We start from the raw sequence: 21,684 nt of genomic DNA, 5'->3' as shown, positions 1-21,684 counted from the left end.
ACGTCCACGTATGTCCTTCCGCCTGAGCTACCGGGCCGACCCGGGTAACCCCTGGTTCTCCTGGCAGTACGTGCGGGACAACTCTGACACGATCCTCGCCGCGGTGCGCGAACACGCCTCCCTCACCGGGCGAGCGGTGCTGATCGCGGTGCTGATCGCCCTGCCGTTGTCCGTGCTGGCGTACTGGGTCCGTCCGCTTGCCGGTCCGATCCTCGCCGTGAGCGGGGTGGTCTACACGATCCCGTCGTTGGCGCTCTTCGCGTTCATCGCCCCCTACCTGGGCACCGGTGCGACCACTGTGCTGGTCGGGCTGGTCCTCTACGCGCTGCTGCTGATAGTGCGCAACGTGGTGGCCGGTCTCAACCAGGTGCCTCCGGAGGTTCGGGAGGCCGCCGAGGGCATGGGTTACGGTCGCTGGAGGCGGCTGTTCCGGATCGACCTGCCGCTGGCGCTGCCGGGCATCGTGACCGGTGTACGGCTGGCGACCGTCTCGACGGTGGCGTTGGTCACTGTCGGGGTGCTGGTCGGGCACGGCGGGCTCGGGCAGTTGATCTTCGCGGGCTTTCAGAACAACCTCTACAAGGCCGAGATCATGACGGCCGCACTGCTCTGCGTGGCGCTCGCCGTCGTGCTCGACCTGCTGCTCATCCTGGTCGCCCGACTGGTGACTCCCTGGTCCACCCGGAGGGCACGGTGACCGTGGCGGAAAACCCGATCGGGCAGGCCATCACCTGGATCAACGACCCACTGAACTGGACCAACCCCGGCGGCATGCTGGACCGGCTCGGCGAGCACCTGACGATCTCGGCCCTGGCGGTGGCGCTCGGCTGCCTGGTGGCCTGGCCGCTCGGGCTCTGGTTGGGGCACCTCGGTCGAGGTGGCGGCCTCGTGGTGCTGATCTCCAACGCCACCCTGGCCATCCCCACCCTGGCGCTGCTGACCATCCTCCCGGTCGTCTTCGCCAGCGGCTTCGGGAAGACACCTGTGGTGGTGGCACTGGCTGTCTTCGCCGTGCCGCCGCTGCTGGCCAACGCGTACACCGGGGTGCGCCAGGTGGACCCGGAGGCCCGCGACGCGGCCCGGGGGATGGGCCTGTCCGGCGGGCAACTGCTGCGCCGCGTGGAGTTGCCGCTCGCGGTGCCCTACCTGGCCGCCGGGTTCCGTACCGCGGCGGTCCAGGTGATCGCGACGGCGGCGCTGGCCTCCTTCGTCAACGGCGGCGGCCTGGGCCAGATCATCCGGACCGGCTTCGGCATCGGTATCGCGGCCGGCGGCGGACAGATCGTCGCCGGTGGTGTGCTGGTGGCCGGGCTCGCGTTGTTGGCCGAGGTGGTCCTCGGCGGCGTCGAACGGCTTGTCACCCCCAAGCCGCTGCGGCGCGGGCGGCAGCGCCTCGGGCGGCCCCGGGCCGCCGACGCCACCGGCAGCGCCTGACCCGTCCGGGTGAGCCCGCGTCGAGCTGGCGACCCACGCCCGTCAAATCGGTGACGATGGGGTGACGAAGTCCATCCCAAGTTGTCGGTCGGTTCCGGAGCATGTTGGGTGGACATTCGCGGGCGGCCGACAGTCAGGATCGCCCGTCGGACACGCGGCCGGCCCGGGACGGGCCGCGCCGGGACACGGAAGGCGGGCACATGCGCGCACGTACACGTCTGGCGATCGGGGCGGTCAGCGCCGTCGCCGGGGCAGCACTCCTCACCGGCTGCGGTGACGCCGGCTCGTCCGGCACCGACGCACCACAGACGAGCGCCTCCGGCGCCGGGTGCGCCCCGGTCGCCGGCCAGCAGCTCATCGCTCTGCAGGACGACAAGAAGCTCCAGAACTCCGACAACGTCATTCCCGCGGTCAACAGCAAGGCGGCCAACCCGCAGCTGATCGCCGCACTGGACAAGGTCTCCGCCACGCTCGACACTCCGAAGCTGATCCAGCTCAACAAGGCCGTCAACGAGGACCGCAAGACCCCCAAGGTGGCGGCCGAGGAGTTCGCCAGCGCCAACAACCTCACCGCGGGCATCGCCAAGGGCCCGGGCGGCAGCATCACTGTGGGTGCCGGCAACTTCGCCGAGAGTCAGATCCTGGGCGAGCTGTACCGGATCGCGCTCACCGCCGCCGGCTACCAGGTCAAGGTGCAGCAGATCGGCAACCGGGAGCTCTACGCGCCGGCCCTGGAAAAGGGCGAGATCCAGGTCGTCCCGGAGTACGCGGCGACAATGGCCGAGTTCCTCAACACCAAGGCCAACGGGCAGAACGCCCAGCCGGTCTCCTCGCCGGACATCAACACGACGGTGACCGCGCTGAAGGCCGAGGGCGACAAGGCCGGCCTCACCTTCGGCACCCCGGCCGCCGCACAGGACCAGAACGCCTTCGCGGTGACCCAGGCCTTCGCCGACAAGTACGGCGTGCGGACCCTCTCCGAGCTGGCGGCGAAGTGCTCCGGCAGCGCGACTGTGCTGGGTGGCCCGCCGGAGTGCGAGCAGCGTCCGTTCTGCAAGCCGGGCCTGGAGAAGACCTACGGCCTGTCGGTCGGCAAGTTCTCCTCCCTCGACCAGGGCGGGCCGCTGACCAAGAGCGGGCTGCGCGACGGCTCGATCAGCGTGGGTCTCATCTTCTCCTCGGACGGCGCCTTCGCCACCAGCTGAGCGCTTTCCGCACCTGCTGCGGACGCCCTCGCCCCCGACCGGGCGGGGGCGTCCGCGCGTCCCGGGGACCCCGTTCCCTCCGGTGGATATCGTGGGTAGGCTGCACATCCATGCCAGCCCCGGCCACCTCCGACGCCCGGCGTCAACCACCGCTGCTGACCATGCTCTTCTGGGCCGGCGTCGCTCTCGCGCCGGTGGCGGCGCTGATCCTGCTGGTGGCCGACGGCAACGGCCCGTTGCGGTTCGCCGCGGTGCTCGCCATCCTCGCTGTGGTGCTGATCGGCCTCTCCATCGCGTTGCGTCCCGACGGCGAATCCGCCTCGGCGCGGACCGACGAGTTGCTGGACGAGATCGAGGAGCTGCGCCGGGAGTTGCGCGGCGAGATCGTGGCCGCCGCCCAGCGCGGTAACCAGGCGCTCGACCAGGCCCAGCGGGCCCAGGAGGGGATCGCCGCGGTGCGCCGCCGTCTCGACGCCAGTGGCGCCGCCCTCGCCGGTGCCGCACCCGCGGTCGAGCAGGCGGGTGCCGGACGGGCGCGGGTGGCTGCCGTCGAGCCGCCGGTGGACGACACACCGGTGGCCCGTAACCGGGGCGACGCGCTGGCCGGCCGCGCCCGGGTGTCCGGCCCCGACGACGCGCCCCGGTGGGGGCGTCCCGAGCACCAGGACGACGAGCCGGCGTACGCCCGGGAGACCCCCGAGCCGGCGTACGCCCGGGAAACCCCCGAGCCGCCGGCCGCCGCCGGGATGTACGGCGGGGAACGGTCGGCCGGCACCGCGTACGGCTCAGCCCGCCCCCGGGAGCACGACCGCCCCGAGGCGGCGCACCGGTCGGGTGGCGTGGTCCGACACACCGAGACCGTGCACGTCACCACCCGGCACACAGTGGTCGACGGCGGCCCGGCCGAGCCGCCCGGTCGCTACGGCGGTGGGTACGCCGGTCAGTGGACCTCTCCCGCGCAGGAGTGGACCCGGGGCGGCGACGCCGATCAGCCCCCGCGCCCGTCCGGCCGGGCGCGGAGCGAGCCGGAGCCGCACCCCAGGGCCGGGTACGGCGACGAGCCGGGCTGGACGGGCCGCCGCGACGAACCGGAGTGGACCGATCGGCGCGACGCCTACGCCCAGCCCGACGAGCCCGCTCCGGCGGCCCGGTCACACCGCACCCCGGAGCGGCCGGCGACGGAATCCTGGGACAGCCCGGACGATCGGGGCTGGTCGGAGCAGCGCGCTCCGGCACCGCAGCCCGGGCCGCCGCTGCGGGCCGACGACACCGGCGAGTACTGGTCGCAGCTGCGGGCCGGTGACCGGTGGGCCGCCGTCCGCGACGACGAGAACGGTCGCGAGTTGCGGGTCGGCGAACGTCGGGCCGAGGTGCACACCGACGCCACCGGCACCGAGTACCGGGTGGCCGACCGCTGGGCCGCCGTCCGCCACGAGGAGCCGCGCCGTCACGAGGACGCCGCCCGCTACGAGGAGCCGCGCCGTCACGAGGACGCCGCCCGCCACGAGGACGCCGGCCGCTACGAGGAGCCGCGCCGTCACGAGGACGCCGGCCGCTACGAGGACGCCGGCCGGTATGGAGAACCGCGCCGCCACGACGGTGGTCGGCGGGCCGAGCCGGGAAGGCCCGCGCTGCCGGTGGGCGGGGTGCCGGTGCCGGACGAGTGGCGTCCACCGCGCCAACGCGGCCACCAGGCGGAACCCGCGCCGGAACGCACCGGCCGGCGGCGGGTCGACGAGCGCTACGGCTACCCGCCGCAGGACGACGTACCGCGTGCCGGCGGCGCGCCACCCACCGACCGCTGGCGGTGACCGGTCAGGCGGCCCGGGTTTACTTGTCGATGTCGCCGACCACGAAGAACATCGAGCCGAGGATCGCGATCAGATCCGGGACCAGGCAGCCGGGGAGCAGGGTGGCCAACGCCTGCACGTTCGCGTACGAGGCGGTGCGCAGCTTCAACCGCCACGGCGTCTTCTCACCCCGCGACACCAGGTAGTAGCCGTTGATGCCGAGCGGGTTCTCCGTCCAGGCGTACGTGTGCCCCTCCGGCGCCTTGAGCACCTTCGGCAGCCGGGTGTTGATCGGCCCGGTCAGCCGGTCCACCCGGTCGAGGCACTGCTCGGCGAGGTCCAGTGACGCGTACACCTGGTCGAGCAGCACCTCGAAGCGGGCGTGGCAGTCGCCGGCGGTCTTGGTGACCACCGGAACGTCCAGCTCGTCGTAGGCCAGGTAGGGGTCGTCGCGGCGCAGGTCCAGGTCGAGCCCCGAGGCCCTGGCGACCGGGCCGGACGCGCCGAACGCGGCGGCGTCCGCTGCGGACAGCACGCCCACGCCGACGGTGCGGGCCAGGAAGATCTCGTTACGCCGGATCAGGTGGTCCAGGTCGGGCAACCGGCGGCGTACCTCGCCGATGGCCGCGCGGGCCCGCCCGGTCCACCCGTACGGCACCTCTTCCTTGAGGCCACCCACCCGGTTGAACATGTAGTGGATCCGGCCGCCGGAGACCTCCTCCATCACCGCCTGGATGGTCTCGCGTTCCCGGAAGGCGTAGAAGATCGGTGTGATCGCCCCGATCTCCAACGGGTACGAGCCGAGGAACATCAGGTGGTTGAGCACCCGGTTCAGCTCCGCGAGGGCCATCCGCAGCCAGGTGGCCCGCTCCGGCACCTCCATGCCCATCAGGCGTTCCACGGCGAGCACCACGCCCAGCTCGTTGGAGAACGCCGAGAGCCAGTCGTGCCGGTTGGCCAGCACGATGATCTGCCGGTAGTCACGCACCTCGAAGAGCTTCTCCGCGCCCCGGTGCATGTAACCGACGATCGGTTCGCAGGCGACCACCCGTTCGCCGTCGAGCACCAGCTTCAACCGCAGCACACCGTGGGTGGAGGGGTGCTGCGGGCCGATGTTCAGCACCATGTCGGTGCCGAGCTGCTGATCACCGGTGCCGGCGATCAGCCCGGCCCCGGTGCCGACGGTCAGTTCACGGAGGGCCCCGGCGTCGGTGGTCATGCCCGTCATCGTGCCACGGCCGGCCCGAGCGGGATGCCGACCGGCTGGCGCAACCACCAGTGCCCGCCGAGCCCGGCCGGGTCGGTCAGCTCGGCCACCGCCGACGCGGCGGCCAGCGCCCGCACGTAGCCGACCGGGTCGGTGCCGGCCAGGCTGAGCGGCGGTCGTCCGCCGTCGGCCCCGAGCGCCCGCAGCGCCTCCCGCTGCGGGACCAGGGAGTACGCGCACCGGGCGACCGCCGCACCGGCGGAGGCGACCGAGTCCATTGCCACGTGCGCTGTGACGTCACTCGACCCGTCGGGCACCGGGGGCACCTGCCGCCCACCCCGATACCCGGTCAACGTCCCGTCCACGGGTCGGTCGCCGCTCAGGTGCCCGTAGTCGACTGCCAACGCCAGCCCTCGGCTGATCTTCCGGACCGCGTTCGCCCAGGCTTCGTCCCTCGGTCTGCCGATCTCCGCTCGGTGGTCGCTGTGGGGGGTTTCGGGGCAGCCCGGCCGGCTCCGGGCGGTCAGGCTTGATCCCTGCGCCGGCCGGGCTGCCCCGAAACCCGATTCGCTTCCGCTGGTCGAATCAGTAGAGGTTGAACCACCGGTCAGGTCACGGTCCGCGCCGCGCGGGCTCGCGGGAGCAGGCCACCAGGTGGTCAGCCAATCAAGATCAGCAGCTTTGACCAACTCGCCAACCGTCTCCACGCCGCTGTCGGGGTCGACCAACACATATCGCCAGCCCTCGGCGGTGTGCACCGCCACGTCGAGTGGGACGTTGTCCAGCCATTCGGTAGCGATCAACAATCCGGTGATCTCGTCGGGGATCTCAGACACCCAGTTGATTTCTTCGGGCAGGTTCTCGGGGCGGTCGGCGTACTCGACTGCTGTGAAGCGGATGCGTTCCGCGAGCGACGGACGGGCGGTGCCTGACGACGGCTCGGAAGCCAGCGGACGGGCGGAAACCCCCGCCGCGCCCCCGGCGAGAGAACTCAGCAACTCCCCTCGCCCAGCCCCGACGTCGACCACGTCGAGCCGCGCCGGGTGGCCGAGAGCGGAGTCCACGTCCGAGATCAGGCGCAGCAGCCCGGTGGCGAACGCCGGGGAGGCGTGCACGCTGGTCCGGAAGTGATCGGCCGGCCCGCTGCCGGCCACGAAGAAGCCGTCCGGCCCGTAGAGGGCGTGGCTCATCGCGTCCCGCCACCGGATCGACATCGTTCTCCTCAGGTTCAGCATGGGTAGCCGTGCCGACCCTACGGTCACCGCCGGGCGGCGTCGTGGTTCAGGCTCGGAAGTAGTGCCCTTCGTGCAGGTCCGCGATCAGGCCGGGGTGGGTCGGAGCCCAGCCCAGCAGTTCGCGGGTGATGGCGGACGATGTGGGGTTGTCCATCTGTGCGAACGATCCGAGGAAGCCGAAGTGCTCGTTGGCCTCGGCGGCGCTGATGCTTCGGACCGGGATGCCGAGGTTGTCGCCGATGGCTGCCGCGATCTGCTGGAAGGGAACGCCCTCGTCGGCGGCTCCGTGCAGGCGCGTACCGGCTGGGGCCTTTTCGAGGGCGAGTCGGTAGAGCACTGCCGCGTCGAGCGTGTGTACGGCCGGCCACCGGTTGCTGCCGTCGCCGACGTAGGCGGCGTACCCCTCGCGGCGGGCCGCGGCGATGATGGCGGTGATGAAGCCGTAGTGGTCGAGTGAACTGTGCACAGTGGGCGCGAGCCGGACGATCGAGGAGCGCACGTCGCGGGAGGCGAGGCCGGCCACGAAGTTCTCCGCGTCGATCCGGTAGCCGCCGGACGGGAAGGTGTCGAGTTCGGTGCCGGGGCGGCCGGCGATGCCGCCCATCACGAGCATGGCGGTTCCGCCGGTGCCGACCAGTGGCTTGCCGGAGCCGGCCAGTCCGTCGGCGAGTGCCGTGAGGGCGTCCAGGTCAGTTTTGGCGGCGCCGGCCAGATCGCCGTTGATCATGAGGTCGTGGCGGAACGCCAGGTGGATGACTCCGTCGGCGGCGGCTGCCTCGTTCCGGAGCACATCGAGGTCGGACAGGTCGCCGCGGTGCGCCTGAGCGCCGAGCTTCTCGATGGCGGCGGCGGAGGTGTCGGAGCGGGCGAGGCCGACGACCTGGTGCCCGGCGGAGAGCAGTTCCGGGACGACCGCGGAGCCGAGGTGGCCGGAGGCGCCAGTGACGAATACGCGCATTGTGGTTCCTTCGTGAGTGCCGATGTCACCTTGCGACATAACCGTAGCTCGCGTGATGTCACACCGCGACATGCGCAACGAATTAATGTCGCGGTGTGACGTCGGATACCATCGCCGGATGGCTCGCTGGCAACCTGACGCACGCGGCCGCCTGGAGGCGGCCGCCTTCGAGTTGTTCCGCGAGCGCGGCTTCGAACAGACCACTGTCGCGGACATCGCCGCCCGTGCCGGCCTCGACAAACGCACCTTCTACCGGCTCTTCGGCGACAAGCGCGAGGCGCTCTTCAGCGGCAACGGGCACCTGGAGGAACTCCTGGTCCGCTCGGTGACCGAGACCGACGCCGGCCCTTTCGAGGCGGTGGTCGCCGCCTTCCGCCTGGTGGCGGAGGAGATCTTCGCCAACCGCCTGGAGCTGGTCCGAGCACGGCAGACCATCATCGAGAGCAGCCCGGAGCTACAGGAGCGTGAACTGCGCAAGACGGGCTCACTGGTGGCCGCCGTCACCGCCGCCCTACGCGCCAGGGGCCTCGACGAGACCACTGCCACCCTGGCCACCGAGTCGGGTGCCACGGTCTTCCGGGTCGCGTACGCCCGCTGGGTCGCGCCCGACAGCGACGCCCCGCTCAGCGACCTGATCGCCGAGGTGGCCGCCGAGCTACGCGCCATCACGTCGGCCCCGCCCGAAACGCCCTGACGAGCCGTCTCGTCGGTGGTGAAGGTTTTCACACATGCTTGTCCCGGTTCGGCGGGCCGGGCGCATACTTGCGATCGACCGGTACCCCTTCTCGAGGACTGGATCGTCGTCATGAGCGCACCGTTGCGCCCGCGTCCGGCCGGCCCACCCGGGCCCGCCGCCTCGTGGGATAGCGCCGTTCCCGGCGCCCGCGCCACCTCCCGTCTGCTCACCGTCGGTGTCGTTGGCGCCGGTCGGGTCGGCGCCGTGCTGGGTGCCGCGCTCGCCGCCGCCGGGCACCGGGTGGTTGCCGTCTCCGGCAGCTCCGGAGCCAGCCGCGCCCGCCTCGCCCTGCTGTTGCCCGAGGTGCCTCGCCGCCCGGTCACCGCCGTGGCCGACGCCGCCGCCGACCTGCTGCTGATCGCGGTACCGGACGACAGGCTGGCCGGTGTGGTGACCGACCTCGCCGAGCAGGGCGCGCTGCACCCGGGTCAGATCGTCGCGCACACCTCTGGAGCGCACGGCCTTTCCGTGTTGGGTCCGGCCGTCGCGGCCGGCGCCCGGCCGCTCGCCCTGCACCCCGCGATGACCTTCACCGGTACGCCGGACGACCTGGCCCGGCTGGACGGCATCTCGTACGGGGTGACCGCCGCGGCCGAGTTGCGCCCGCTGGCTGCCCGGCTGGTAGCCGACCTCGGTGGCGTGCCCGAGTGGGTGGCCGAGTCGGATCGTCCGCTCTACCACGCCGCGCTGGCCCACGGCGCGAACCACCTGGTGACCCTGGTCAACGAGGCGACCGACCGGTTGCGGGACGCCGGGGTGTCCCGGCCGGAGAAGGTCCTCGCCCCGCTGCTGCGGGCCGCCCTGGAGAACGCGCTGCGGCTCGGCGACGACGCGTTGACCGGGCCGGTCTCCCGCGGCGACGCGGGCACCGTGCAGCGGCACCTGGCCCGGTTGGCGGCCACCGCACCGGAATCCGTCCCCGCGTACCTGGCGTTGGCCCGTCGTACCGCCGACCGGGCGATCGCCGCCGGCCGGCTGCGGCCGGTGGACGCGCAGTCGCTGCTCGGCGTACTGGCCGACAGTGGTCGGGAGGTGGCCGCGTGAGCATGAGGAGTGAGCCGATCTTGCGAGCCCCGCGATCACGAACCGAGGTGTCGCGGTGACCCAGGTGGTGCACACGCGCGCCGAGTTGGCCGAGGCCCGGGCCGGGCTGAAGGGCACCGTCGGGGTGGTGATGACGATGGGTGCGCTGCACTCCGGGCACGAGACGTTGCTGCGGGCGGCCCGGGAACAGGCCGACCACGTGGTGGTTACGGTCTTCGTGAACCCGTTGCAGTTCGGGCCGAACGAGGACTTCGACAGGTACCCGCGCACCCTCGACGCCGACCTGGAGGTGTGCCGGCGGGCTGGCGCCGATCTGGTCTTCGCCCCGTCGGTGGCGGACATGTACCCGGAGGGGCAGCCCCGCGTACGCCTCGATCCGGGCCAGCTCGGCGCCGAGCTGGAGGGGGCGAGCCGCCCCGGCTTCTTTCACGGGGTGCTCACCGTGGTGCTGAAGCTGCTCCAGCTCACCCGGCCGGACCTGGCGTTCTTCGGGGAGAAGGACTACCAGCAGCTCACCCTGGTCCGGCGGATGACCCGCGACCTGGACGTGCCGGTCGAGGTGGTCGGTGTGCCGACCGTCCGGGAGCCGGATGGGCTGGCCCTCTCCAGCCGCAACCGTTACCTGAGTGAGCCGGAGCGGGCCGCCGCGCTGAGTCTGTCCGCGGCGCTGCGGGCCGGCGCGCAAGCCGCCGACGACGGCCTGGACGCGGGCGCGGTGCTGACCGCGGCGCACGCCGCGTTCGGCGCCGGTACGCCCGGTGCCCGCCTCGACTACCTGGTGCTCACCGATCCCGAGTTGGAACCGGGGCCGGTGGCTGGGCCGGCTCGGCTGGTGATCGCCGCCTGGGTGGGCGCCACCCGGTTGATCGACAACGCGGCGATCCACCTCGCTCCGCGCCCCTGACCCGGCCGTACCACCCTCCACCGATACCCGCGAAAGGCCACTGCGATGTTGCGGACCATGCTCAAGTCGAAGATCCACCGAGCCACTGTGACCCAGGCCGACCTGCACTACGTCGGTTCGGTGACCGTGGACGAGGATCTGCTCGACGCCGCCGACCTACTCCCCGGCGAGCAGGTGGCGATCGTGGACATCACCAATGGCGCCCGGCTGGAGACGTACGTGATCCCGGGCGAGCGGGGCAGCGGCGTGATCGGCATCAACGGCGCCGCCGCGCACCTTGTGCATCCGGGTGACCTGGTCATCCTGATCTCGTACGGGCAGATGGACGACGCCGAGGCGCGCTCGTACCGGCCACGGGTCGTGCACGTCGACGCCGACAACCGGGTGATCGAGTTGGGTACCGACCCGGCCGCGGCGGCGCCCGGCACCGCCGGTGGCCCGGTGCCCAGCCCGTTGGCCGTGTCCGGAGTCTGATCCCGCGTACCACGATTCCGGTCTGTCACCAGAAGGTCATTTCCGGTTACCCTGGGCACGCTGGCGGAAGCCGGTCGGTGGCTGGGGGAGGCCGCGATGAGCCGTGCCATGACGACAGTCTTCGCCGCCGCCGTGACGGCAGTGCTGCTGGTGGGCTGCGCCGGGTCCGGCGGCCTGGACGGTGATCTGACCGACGACTGGGCGGCGTTGCCGGCGCCGTCGGCGTTCACCCCGGCCGCCGGTGTGTGTCACGCCGCCGACTTCACCGATCTGGTCAGCCTGGCCAACTATGAGCCGGTGGACTGCGCCGGGCCGCACCGTTTGGAGACCGTGCACGTCGGGGTGTTCCCGGCCGAGCGGACGGCCGCTCCGGCGGGTGGTTCGGCCGAGCTGCGGGGTGCGTTCGCCGAGTGCGACACCCGGGCGACCGGCTACGTGGGTGACGACTGGCGGTCCGGTCGGCTGCGGCTGTCAGTGGCGCTGCCCAACGGGCCGGGGTGGGCGGCGGGTTCCCGGTGGTTCCGCTGCGACCTCACCGAACTGACCACCGTCGAGGCGGCGGCCATAGTTGTGGTCCGGTCGGGCAGTCTGCGGGACGCGTTGAAGGGGCCCACCGGGCTGCGCCTGGGCTGCCAGCAGACCCGCGGTGGCGCCGGCCGGGGTGTGCAGACGCTGACCCCGGTGGAGTGCGGCAAACAGCACAACGCCGAGTTCGTCGGGGTGTGGCGCGCACCGGACCTGGCGTACCCGACCCGGGACGCCGACTGGCTGCCGCTCTACACGGGTTGTCGTAGCGTCCTGGCCCGGTACGCGGGCGTACCTGACGACGCCACGCTGCGCTTCCGCAGCGGTGTGGTGGTCCGTCCGCCGGGTGCGGGGCGCTGGAGGGTCGGTGATCGGGGCGTCCGCTGCTACCTGTGGCTCAGCGACCGTACGGTGACCGCCTCGTTGAAGGGCGCGGGCCCGGCTGGTCTGCCGGTCCGGACGAAGTGACCACTGCCTGACTGTCGGCGCGGCGCGGAGCGCGCCGGACGGGGTCGCCCAAAACACTCGTCCCGCCCCCGCCGCCCCGGGCGAGGATGGTTCGGGTTGACTGGGGGGATGGACCTCCCGACCGTCGACCTGCCTGCCCTGCCCGCGCTGCTGGCCGCGCCCGCGCCCGGCTGGGTGGAGACCACCGACGTGATCGTGGTGGGCTCCGGCGTGGCCGGGTTGACCGCGGCGCTGCACCTGCGTGAGGCCGGCCTGCACGTCACGGTGGTCACCAAGGTCAACATTGACGACGGCTCGACCCGGTGGGCGCAGGGCGGCATCGCCGCGGTGCTCGACCCGGCCGACACCCCGGCGGCGCATGCCCGGGACACCGAGGTCGCCGGGGTCGGGCTGTGCGACCCGGCGGCGGTCCGGGTGCTGGTCGAGGAGGGCCCGACCCGGCTGCGTGAGCTGATCCGGATCGGCGCCGAGTTCGATAGGCACCCGGACGGCTCGTTGATGCTGACCCGCGAGGGCGGGCACCGGGCGGACCGGATCGTGCACGCTGGCGGCGACGCCACCGGCGCGGAGGTGCAGCGGGCCCTGCACGCCGCGGTGCAGCGCGACCCGTGGATCCGGCTGGTCGAGCACGCCCTCGTGCTGGATCTGCTGCGCGCGCCCGGCGACGGCCCGGACGGGCTCGGCCCGGCCTGCGGGATCACCCTGCACGTGTTGGGTGAGGGCAGCGAGGACGGCGTCGGCGCGCTGCTCGCCCGTGCCGTGGTGCTCGCCACCGGCGGGATGGGGCAGATCTTCTCGGCCACCACCAACCCGGCGGTCTCCACCGGGGACGGGGTGGCGCTGGCGCTGCGGGCCGGCGCGGCGGTGACCGATGTGGAGTTCGTCCAGTTCCACCCGACCGCCCTGATCACGCCGTCCGGCGCGGGGGTGCCCGGGGCGGGGCACGCGCAGCAGCCGCTGGTCTCGGAGGCGTTGCGCGGCGAGGGCGCGTACCTGGTGGACGCGGACGGCAAGAGGTTCATGGTGGGCCAGCACGAGTTGGCTGAGCTGGCACCCCGGGACGTGGTGGCCAAGGGCATCCACCGGGTGCTGCTGGCCACCGGCGCGGACCACGTCTTCCTCGACGCACGGCACCTGGGCGGCGATTTCCTGGCCGGTCGGTTCCCCACGATCGTGGCGTCCTGTCTGGCGATCGGCGTGGACCCGGCGACCGATCTGATCCCGGTGGCGCCGGCCGCCCACTACGCCTCCGGCGGGGTGCGGACCGATCTGCGCGGCCGCACCTCCATCCCCGGTCTGTACGCCTGCGGCGAGGTCGCCTGCACGGGTGTGCACGGCGCGAACCGGCTGGCCAGCAACTCGCTGCTGGAGGGTCTGGTCTTCTCCCGGCGGATCGCCGAGGACATCGCGGCCGGCCTGCCCGAGCAGGCTCAGCCAGCGGACACCGGTGCCTGGCGCGGTGGTGCGGGCTGGGTGCTGCCCGCGGAGGTGACGCCGACCCTGCAACGGGCGATGACGCGGGGGGCCGGGGTGCTCCGATCCGCGGCGACGCTGGCCGGGACGGCCGGTACGTTGACCGACCTGGGCGTTGCCCGGGGCCGGCCGCGGACCGCCGACTGGGAGGCGACCAACCTGCTCACCGTGGCGTCGACGCTGGTTGCCGCCGCGTACGCCCGTGGTGAGACCCGGGGCTGCCACTGGCGGGAGGACTTCCCGACGGCCGACGAACGGTGGCTGGGCCATCTGGTGGGGGCGGTCGGGGCGCAGGGCCGGGTGACGCAACAGTGGGAGGGGAACTCGTGATCGAGTCGACGGAGACGGCGTTGCGGGCGGCCGGGTTGGATCCGGCGCACGTACGACAGGTGATCGAGGGTGCGCTGGTCGAGGATCTGGGCCCGGATTTCCTTGACGTCACAAGCGTGGCCACCATTCCGGCGGAACAGACCGACACCGCCGACCTGGTGGCCCGCGCGGACGGGGTGTTGGCCGGGATGGCGGTGGCCGCCGCCGTGTTCGAGCTGGTGGGCGAGGTGACTGGCTTCGGTCGTACCGTCGAGGTGTCGGTGCTGGCCCGCGACGGCGAGCGGGTGGCCCGCGGCGACGTGTTGGCGACGGTGACCGGCCCGACCCGGCTGCTGCTGACTGCCGAGCGGACGGCGCTCAACCTGCTCTGCCGGATGTCCGGGGTGGCCACCCACACCCGGGCCTGGGCGGACGCGCTGGCCGGCTCGAAGGCGATGGTGTTGGACACCCGCAAGACGACGCCGGGCCTGCGGGCGCTGGAGAAGTACGCGGTGCGGGCCGGCGGCGGCACCAACAAGCGGATGGGCCTCTACGACGTGGCCATGATCAAGGACAACCACAAGCTGGCGGCCGGCAGCATCACTGCGGCCTACCGGCGGGTCCGGGAGGCGTTCCCGGAGGTGCCGGTGCAGGTCGAGGTGACCGGAGTCGACGAGGCGGTGGAGGCGGTGGAGGCCGGTGCGGACTTCCTGCTCTGCGACAACATGACGCCGGAGGTGCTTGCCGAGGCGGTGGCCGCGGTGGGTGACCGGGCGGAGTTGGAGGCGACCGGCGGGCTGACCCTGGAGGTGGCCGGCCGGTACGCGGCCACCGGCGTGGACTTCCTCTCGGTGGGCGCGCTGACGCACTCGTCGCCGATCCTGGACATCGCGCTGGACCTGCGCGTCGACTAGTTGTCTAGGCTGCGTGCGTGCTGCTCTGCATCGACATCGGAAACACCAACACCGTGCTGGCGACCTTCGACGGCGACAAGCTGGTGCACTCCTGGCGGATCAAGACCGATGCCCGTTCGACGGCGGACGAGCTGGGCCTGATGTTCCGGGGTCTGCTCGCCGGGGACAACGTCGAGATCACCGGTGTGGCCGCCTGCTCCACGGTGCCGGCCGCGCTGCGGTCGCTGCGCACCATGCTCAGTCGTTACTACGCCGACCTGCCGAGCGTGGTGGTCGAGCCGGGCGTGCGGACCGGGGTGCAGTTGGCGATCGACAACCCGAAGGAGGTCGGTGCCGACCGGGTGGTGAACACCCTGGCCGCGTACACCCTCTACGGCGGCCCGTCGATCGTTGTGGACTTCGGCACCACCACCAACTTCGACGTGATCAGCGAGCGCGGTGAGTTCCTCGGCGGCGCGTTCGCCCCGGGCATCGAGATCTCCTTCGACGCGCTGGCGGCCCGGGCCGCGCAGCTGCGCAAGGTCGAGGCCACCAAGCCCCGCTCGGTGATCGGCAAGAACACCGTGGAGTGCCTCCAGGCCGGCCTGTACTTCGGCTTCGCCGGGCAGGTGGACCGGATCGTCGAGCGGATGACCGAGGAGTTGGGCGAGGTGCGGGCGGTGATCGCCACCGGCGGCCTCGCCTCTCTGGTGATCAACGAGTGTCGCAGCATCACCCACCACGAGCCGATGATCACCCTGATCGGTCTGCGGATGGTCTACGACCGCAACCTGTGAGCCCGGCCGCCGTCGGGGCCGGCCTCCGTGTGGGCGTCAGCGCCGCCGCGTGCGCAGCACCAGCGTCCGGTACGGCAGTTCGATGGTGTCCCGGCCAACCAGGGCAGGGTGGGTGTTCAGGAGTTCGGTCAGTTCCCGCTCGACTCGTCGCTGATCGTCGGTGGAGGCGGTGAGCCAGTACGAGCGGGTGCGGACCATGCCGAGCAGCTCGTCCGGCGTGAGCGTGGTGCGGTGCGTGAACTCGCGCTTCTCGACGGCGTCGAACGCGGGGCCGAAGTCGGGGCGCTCGCCGAAGACCTGGCTTGTCGACTTGTCCCCGAAGTGGGCGATGCGACCCACTTCGGCCACCCAGTCGACGCTGGCGTCCCGGATGTTCCAGATGGGGGCGAAGATCCCGCCGGGGCGGAGCACCCGGACGATCTCGGGGTGCGCGCGCTCCCTGTCGAACCAGTGGTACGCCGTCCCGACCAGCACCGCGTCCACCGTCGAGTCGGGCAGCGGCATGGCCTCGGCGCTGCCCGCCAGCGCCGCCGTGCCCGGGGTGCTGGCGGCGAGCTGCGCCCGCATCCCCGGATCGGGCTCGACCGGTACGACCTCGTGACCCAGTGCCAGCACAGCGCGGGTCAGGATGCCGGTGCCCGCGGCGAGGTCGACCACCCGGGCTTCGCTCAGCCCGTCGAGTGCCCAACGGACCGCAGCCTTGGGATAGCGTGGCCGAAACCGGTCGTAATCACTCGCGGCGACACCGAACGACAGGGCGTGAGTGTGATCGACCATGACGGGCAGGTTATCCCGTAACGGCCTCCGGAGCGCTTGAGTACGCTCGGGCCTGACCCCTGTATCTCCGTGACGAGGAAGCGTGCCGTGACCGAGCAGAACCCCGTGCCAGTGGACCCCGCCGATGACCTTCCCGAGCAGATGAAGGTCCGCCGGGAGAAGCGGGACCGGATGCTCGCCGAGGGCGTCGAGCCCTACCCGGTCGGCTTTCCCCGCACCACCACCCTCGCGCAGGTCCGGGCGCGCTACGCCGACCTTCCCACCGACACCGCGACCGGCGACCAGGTAGCTGTCACCGGTCGGGTGATCTTCATACGCAACACGGGCAAGCTCTGCTTCGCCACCCTCCGGGACGGCGACGGCACCGAGTTGCAGGCGATGCTCTCCCTGGACCGGGTCGGGCCGGAGCGGCTGGAGGCGTGGAAGCGCCTCGTCGACCTCGGCGACCACGTCGGGGTGACCGGCGAGGTGATCACCAGCCGTCGGGGTGAGCTGTCGGTGTTGGCCCAGCAATGGGAAATGACCGCCAAGGCGCTGCGACCGTTGCCGGTTGCCCACAAGCCCCTCTCCGAGGAGGCCCGCGTCCGGCAGCGTTACGTCGACCTGATTGTCCGGCCACAGGCACGGGAGATGGTGCGCACCCGGGCCGCCGCGGTACGCAGTCTGCGCGATTCACTGCACGGGCAGGGCTTCATCGAGGTGGAAACGCCGATGTTGCAACTGCTTCATGGCGGCGCGACGGCCCGACCGTTCGTGACCCACAGCAATGCGTTGAACACCGATCTGTATCTGCGAATCGCTCCCGAACTGTTTCTCAAGCGCGCTGTGGTAGGCGGCGTCGACCGCGTCTTCGAGATCAACCGCAACTTCCGTAATGAGGGTGTCGACTCTTCGCACTCGCCGGAGTTCGCGATGCTGGAGACGTACCAGGCGTACGGCGACTACGGCACGATCGGCGAGTTGACCCGCAATCTCGTGCAACAGGCGGCGATCGCGGTGAGCGGCTCGACGGTGGTGACCCACGCCGACGGGCGCGAGTTCGACCTCGGCGGCGAGTGGCGGTCCGTGACGTTGTTCGGTGTGCTTTCCGAAGCGCTGGGCGAGGAGGTCACCGTCCGCACCGAACGCTCCCGCCTGGTGGAGTACGCGGACAAGGTCGGATTGGCGGTGGACCCGAAGTGGGGCCCGGGCAAGCTGGCCGAGGAGTTGTTCGAGGAACTGGTCGTTCCCGGCCTGGAGGCACCCACCTTCGTACGGGACTACCCGGAGGAGACGAGCCCGCTCACCCGGGGCCACCGCAGCGAGCCGGGGCTGGCCGAGAAGTGGGACCTCTACGTGCTCGGCTTCGAGCTGGGCACCGGGTACTCCGAGCTGGTCGACCCGATCGTGCAGCGGGAGCGGCTGGTGGCCCAGGCGCGCCTGGCGGCCCGGGGTGACGACGAGGCGATGCGTCTCGACGAGGACTTTCTTCGGGCGATGGAGTATGGAATGCCGCCGGCCGGCGGTATGGGAATGGGAATCGACCGGCTCTTGATGGCCCTGACCGGCCTCGGAATTCGGGAAACGATCCTCTTCCCGTTGGTCCGCCAGGAGTAGTCCGTCCGAGTCTGCGCCGAGCCGTAACCGGGTCCTATTGACGCGACGAGTGGCGCGCGGGTTATTGTGCTCTCGTTAGCAGGAGCACCCTGCTCGAAAGGAATGTGGGACGTGGCCAAGCAGATCATTCACAAGCTGGTCGATGACCTGGACGGCGGGGACGCGGACGAGACCGTCAAGTTCGCCCTCGACGGCGTTCAGTACGAGATCGACCTGTCGAGCGCCAACGCTGCGAAATTGCGCGATGCATTTGCGTCGTACGTGGGCGCCGGCACCAAGGTCGGTCGGGGTGGTGTCGTGATCGGTGGGCGGGCTGCCCGCGGTCGGGGTGGCGCGACAGCCGATCGGGAACAGAACAAGGCGATCCGGGAGTGGGCCAAGAAGGCCGGCAAGGACATCTCGGACCGGGGTCGTATCCCGCAGGAGATCGTGGACGAGTTCCACGCGAAGCGCTGATCCGTCAGCAGTTCGGTGGCCAGCCGCCACCGCAGGCGACACCGACGCCGGGCCGGAGGAGTTCTCCGGGCCGGCGTCGCCGTATCCGGACGGCGTCGTCGCGCCCGTCCGGGGCCGGGAAGCATTCCGGACCCACCTACGTTGTCCACAACCAGTGGAACAGCTATCCACAGCCTGTGGACAACCTTCCCCAGGCGCTCGGCCCGGCGCTCGTCGCGACCGGCGGTCCGCCCTCCGGGGCCTTCCGGAGCCCTTCCGGACCCCGGATCGGGCTTCCGTCGAGCCAGTCGGATTTCGCTCTGCGCGTAGCGACAGGGCTACCGGAACACCTCCTGAGCGCGGACGGTTGTTCAAAACGACGTGGAACCGACCCAGAGCAGAGACACACGACCTCAGCGGAGTCGGTCAGCGACGATAGAGTAAGGAGGCACGGACGCCCGTCCTGGACGTTCGTGCACCGGCCCCGCCAAGATCTTGACCATCAAGGCGCACGGCACGTGAGGAGCACGAGGGCATGTTCGAGCGGTTCACCGACCGAGCGCGACGGGTTGTCGTCCTGGCCCAAGAAGAGGCCCGGATGCTCAACCACAACTACATCGGTACGGAACACATCCTGCTGGGCCTGATCCACGAAGGTGAAGGCGTCGCGGCAAAGGCCCTGGAGAGCCTCGGCATCTCCCTGGAGGGCGTCCGCCAGCAGGTCGAGGAGATCATCGGCCAGGGCCAGCAGGCGCCGAGCGGGCACATCCCGTTCACGCCGCGGGCCAAGAAGGTGCTGGAGCTGTCACTGCGCGAGGCGCTGCAGCTCGGCCACAACTACATCGGCACTGAGCACATCCTGCTCGGGCTGATCCGTGAGGGCGAGGGCGTCGCCGCCCAGGTGCTGGTGAAGCTCGGCGCCGACCTCAACCGGGTCCGCCAGCAGGTGATCCAGCTGCTCTCCGGCTACCAGGGCAAGGAGCCTGCCGCGGCGGGCGCCGCGCCGGGTGAGGCCGCGCCGTCGACCAGCCTGGTGCTGGACCAGTTCGGCCGCAACCTGACTCAGGCCGCCCGCGAGGGCAAGCTCGACCCGGTCATCGGGCGCGAGAAGGAAATCGAGCGGGTCATGCAGGTGCTCTCCCGCCGTACCAAGAACAACCCGGTCCTGATCGGTGAGCCCGGCGTCGGCAAGACCGCCGTGGTGGAGGGCCTGTCCCAGAAGATCATCAAGGGCGAGGTGCCCGAGACCCTCAAGGACAAGCAGCTCTACACGCTCGACCTGGGCGCGCTCGTCGCCGGTTCCCGCTACCGCGGTGACTTCGAGGAGCGCCTCAAGAAGGTGCTCAAGGAGATCCGCACCCGCGGCGACATCATCCTGTTCATCGACGAGATCCACACCCTGGTGGGTGCGGGTGCCGCCGAGGGCGCGATCGACGCCGCGAGCATCCTCAAGCCGATGCTGGCCCGTGGTGAGCTGCAGACCATCGGTGCCACCACACTCGACGAGTACCGCAAGCACCTGGAGAAGGACGCCGCTCTCGAGCGCCGCTTCCAGCCGATTCAGGTGGGTGAGCCGTCGCTGGCCCACACCATCGAGATCCTCAAGGGCCTGCGGGACCGCTACGAGGCTCACCACCGCGTCTCGATCACGGATGCCGCTCTCGTGGCCGCCGCGACCCTGGCCGACCGGTACATCTCCGACCGCTTCCTCCCGGACAAGGCGATCGACCTGATCGACGAGGCCGGGGCCCGGATGCGGATCCGTCGGATGACCGCGCCGCCAGACCTGCGTGACTTCGACGAGCGCATCGCCCAGGTGCGTCGCGACAAGGAGTCCGCGATCGACGCGCAGGACTTCGAGCGCGCCGCCCAGCTGCGCGACAAGGAGAAGCAGCTCCTCGGCCAGAAGGCTCAGCGGGAGAAGGAGTGGAAGGCCGGTGACCTGGACGTCGTCAGCGAGGTTGACGACGAGCAGATCGCCGAGGTGCTCGGCAACTGGACCGGCATCCCGGTCTACAAGCTGACCGAGGAGGAGACCTCGCGCCTGCTGCGCATGGAGGACGAGCTGCACAAGCGCGTCATCGGCCAGGAGGACGCGGTCAAGGCGGTCTCGAAGGCGATCCGGCGTACCCGGGCCGGCCTGAAGGACCCGAAGCGCCCGTCGGGCTCGTTCATCTTCGCCGGCCCGTCCGGTGTCGGTAAGACCGAGCTGTCCAAGGCGCTCGCCGAGTTCCTCTTCGGCAGCGAGGATGCCCTCATCCAGCTGGACATGTCCGAGTTCCACGACCGTTACACGGTCTCCCGGCTCGTTGGTGCTCCTCCCGGCTACGTCGGCTACGACGAGGGCGGGCAGCTGACCGAGAAGGTGCGGCGTCGGCCGTTCTCGGTGGTCCTCTTCGACGAGATCGAGAAGGCCCACCCGGACGTGTTCAACACGCTCCTGCAGATCCTCGAAGACGGTCGGCTCACCGACGGTCAGGGTCGGATCGTGGACTTCAAGAACACGGTCATCATCCTGACCACCAACCTGGGCACCCGTGACGTCGCCAAGGCGGTGTCGCTGGGCTTCCAGCAGTCGGAGGACTCCGAGTCCAACTACGACCGGATGAAGCAGAAGGTCAACGACGAGCTCAAGCAGCACTTCCGGCCTGAGTTCCTCAACCGGATCGACGACACCATCGTCTTCCACCAGCTGCGCCAGACCGAGATCCTCTCGATCGTGGACATCATGATCCAGCGGATCGAGGGCCAGCTGCGGAACAAGGACATGGGTCTGGAGCTGACCGACAACGCCAAGAAGTACCTGGCCGCGAAGGGCTTCGACCCGGTGCTCGGTGCCCGTCCGCTTCGTCGCACGATCCAGCGCGACATCGAGGACAACCTCTCCGAGCGGATCCTGTTCAACGAGCTGACCCCGGGTCAGATCGTCGTGGTGGACTGCGAGGGCGACCCGGACGACATCGACAAGTCCAAGCTCGTGTTCCGGGGCTCGGACAAGCCGGTCGAAGTTCCGGACGCCGTCCCGGCCGATCTCGGTGGCACTGCCGCTGGCACCGCCGCCGCGGGCGTGGACGAGTAACACAACCAGCAAGGGGCGGGGCCCCGGTGGCGCAAGCCACCGGGGCCCCGCCTTTGTGCGCCATCCGCACAGGCCTCCGCCGCGCCCGCAAGATCGCACTACATCCAGGATGTAGTGGCATCCGCAGCGCCTGACACCACTACATCCGGGATCGAGCACGATCTTGGGGTGAGCCGCGCCGAGCCCGCGCCACCGCCGCGCGACGTGCGACCCGCGGGCCTGCGATGGCCGGCGGCTCAGAGCGCGCGGTGCGCGGCGGCTCAGAGCGCGCGGTGGCCGGCGGCTCAGAGCTGCGGGCGGGTTGGAGCGCGCGGGTGGGCGGCCAGCGGGTCGCTGGGCAGGATG

General features: G+C 71.1%; 19 protein-coding genes. 15 read left to right on the top strand and 4 right to left on the bottom strand.

Going from position 1 to position 21,684, the window contains the following annotated elements:
* The first annotated feature begins 10 nt into the window (after window positions 1-10).
* The 4 genes from AB0B94_RS24865 (at window position 11) to AB0B94_RS24850 (ending at window position 4,450) form a co-directional block, all read left to right on the top strand.
* Complete coding sequence (locus tag AB0B94_RS24865) at window positions 11-697, top strand: ABC transporter permease (RefSeq protein WP_091403225.1); 687 nt, start codon at window positions 11-13, stop codon at window positions 695-697.
* A complete protein-coding gene (locus tag AB0B94_RS24860) occupies window positions 694-1,434 on the top strand; it encodes an ABC transporter permease (protein ID WP_210780819.1) in 741 nt (246 codons plus the stop codon). Before AB0B94_RS24865 ends, AB0B94_RS24860 begins: the two co-directional genes overlap by 4 nt.
* 200 nt (window positions 1,435-1,634) lie before the next feature.
* Window positions 1,635-2,639 (top strand): glycine betaine ABC transporter substrate-binding protein, encoded by a 1,005-nt coding sequence (locus AB0B94_RS24855; protein WP_357284887.1) that lies wholly within the window; start codon window positions 1,635-1,637, stop codon window positions 2,637-2,639.
* 110 nt (window positions 2,640-2,749) lie between these two features.
* Window positions 2,750-4,450 (top strand): hypothetical protein, encoded by a 1,701-nt coding sequence (locus AB0B94_RS24850; protein ID WP_357284884.1) that lies wholly within the window; start codon window positions 2,750-2,752, stop codon window positions 4,448-4,450.
* 19 nt (window positions 4,451-4,469) lie between these two features.
* Here the strand turns inward: AB0B94_RS24850 and AB0B94_RS24845 are convergent, their stop codons facing one another.
* The 3 genes from AB0B94_RS24845 to AB0B94_RS24835 form a co-directional block, all read right to left on the bottom strand.
* Window positions 4,470-5,657: an NADH-quinone oxidoreductase subunit D gene (locus tag AB0B94_RS24845; protein ID WP_357284881.1), complete on the bottom strand. Its 1,188-nt coding sequence runs from the start codon at window positions 5,655-5,657 to the stop codon at window positions 4,470-4,472.
* Window positions 5,654-6,850 (bottom strand): SAM-dependent methyltransferase, encoded by a 1,197-nt coding sequence (locus AB0B94_RS24840; RefSeq protein ID WP_357284878.1) that lies wholly within the window; start codon window positions 6,848-6,850, stop codon window positions 5,654-5,656. Before AB0B94_RS24840 ends, AB0B94_RS24845 begins: the two co-directional genes overlap by 4 nt.
* Window positions 6,851-6,917: 67 nt before the next feature.
* Window positions 6,918-7,829 carry an SDR family oxidoreductase gene (locus AB0B94_RS24835; protein WP_357284875.1) on the bottom strand — a complete coding sequence of 304 codons (912 nt, stop codon included), beginning with the start codon at window positions 7,827-7,829 and terminating at the stop codon, window positions 6,918-6,920.
* Window positions 7,830-7,947: 118 nt separating this feature from the next.
* Here AB0B94_RS24835 and AB0B94_RS24830 point away from each other — a divergent pair, with 118 nt between their 5' ends.
* From AB0B94_RS24830 to AB0B94_RS24795, 8 genes are all read left to right on the top strand, one after another.
* Entirely contained in the window at window positions 7,948-8,523 is a 576-nt protein-coding gene (locus AB0B94_RS24830; RefSeq protein WP_357284872.1) for a TetR family transcriptional regulator, read from the top strand.
* Window positions 8,524-8,634: 111 nt separating this feature from the next.
* A complete protein-coding gene (locus AB0B94_RS24825; protein WP_357284869.1) occupies window positions 8,635-9,609 on the top strand; it encodes a Rossmann-like and DUF2520 domain-containing protein in 975 nt (324 codons plus the stop codon).
* A gap of 55 nt (window positions 9,610-9,664) precedes the next feature.
* On the top strand, window positions 9,665-10,513 hold the full coding sequence (gene panC, locus AB0B94_RS24820; protein ID WP_357284866.1) for a pantoate--beta-alanine ligase: 849 nt from the start codon (window positions 9,665-9,667) through the stop codon (window positions 10,511-10,513).
* A gap of 45 nt (window positions 10,514-10,558) precedes the next feature.
* The gene (gene panD, locus AB0B94_RS24815; protein WP_357284862.1) at window positions 10,559-10,987 is read left to right on the top strand and encodes an aspartate 1-decarboxylase; all 429 of its coding nucleotides are present in this window, start codon (window positions 10,559-10,561) and stop codon (window positions 10,985-10,987) included.
* Window positions 10,988-11,083: 96 nt separating this feature from the next.
* Window positions 11,084-11,980 (top strand): septum formation family protein, encoded by an 897-nt coding sequence (locus tag AB0B94_RS24810; protein WP_357284857.1) that lies wholly within the window; start codon window positions 11,084-11,086, stop codon window positions 11,978-11,980.
* Between the two features lie 108 nt (window positions 11,981-12,088).
* Window positions 12,089-13,783: an L-aspartate oxidase gene (locus AB0B94_RS24805; RefSeq protein WP_357284854.1), complete on the top strand. Its 1,695-nt coding sequence runs from the start codon at window positions 12,089-12,091 to the stop codon at window positions 13,781-13,783.
* Complete coding sequence (gene nadC, locus AB0B94_RS24800; protein ID WP_357284850.1) at window positions 13,780-14,676, top strand: carboxylating nicotinate-nucleotide diphosphorylase; 897 nt, start codon at window positions 13,780-13,782, stop codon at window positions 14,674-14,676. The genes AB0B94_RS24805 and nadC overlap by 4 nt, the downstream gene beginning before the upstream one ends.
* Before the next feature lie 17 nt (window positions 14,677-14,693).
* Window positions 14,694-15,452, top strand: coding sequence for a type III pantothenate kinase (locus tag AB0B94_RS24795; protein WP_091403191.1), 759 nt, complete (start codon window positions 14,694-14,696; stop codon window positions 15,450-15,452).
* 36 nt (window positions 15,453-15,488) lie between these two features.
* Here AB0B94_RS24795 and AB0B94_RS24790 read toward each other — a convergent pair whose 3' ends face one another.
* Complete coding sequence (locus AB0B94_RS24790; RefSeq protein WP_357284846.1) at window positions 15,489-16,229, bottom strand: class I SAM-dependent methyltransferase; 741 nt, start codon at window positions 16,227-16,229, stop codon at window positions 15,489-15,491.
* An 87-nt stretch (window positions 16,230-16,316) separates the two neighbouring features.
* Here AB0B94_RS24790 and lysS point away from each other — a divergent pair, with 87 nt between their 5' ends.
* From lysS to AB0B94_RS24775, 3 genes are all read left to right on the top strand, one after another.
* Complete coding sequence (gene lysS / locus AB0B94_RS24785) at window positions 16,317-17,825, top strand: lysine--tRNA ligase (RefSeq protein WP_357284842.1); 1,509 nt, start codon at window positions 16,317-16,319, stop codon at window positions 17,823-17,825.
* A gap of 111 nt (window positions 17,826-17,936) precedes the next feature.
* Window positions 17,937-18,281, top strand: coding sequence for an Lsr2 family protein (locus AB0B94_RS24780; RefSeq protein WP_036392792.1), 345 nt, complete (start codon window positions 17,937-17,939; stop codon window positions 18,279-18,281).
* Between the two features lie 514 nt (window positions 18,282-18,795).
* On the top strand, window positions 18,796-21,339 hold the full coding sequence (locus tag AB0B94_RS24775) for an ATP-dependent Clp protease ATP-binding subunit (RefSeq protein WP_030327930.1): 2,544 nt from the start codon (window positions 18,796-18,798) through the stop codon (window positions 21,337-21,339).
* Window positions 21,340-21,684: the final 345 nt, after the last annotated feature.

It is taken from the genome of Micromonospora sp. NPDC048986, assembly GCF_040649335.1.
Classification (GTDB): domain Bacteria; phylum Actinomycetota; class Actinomycetes; order Mycobacteriales; family Micromonosporaceae; genus Micromonospora; species Micromonospora alfalfae.
This window is presented reverse-complemented; position numbering and strand designations above follow the sequence as displayed.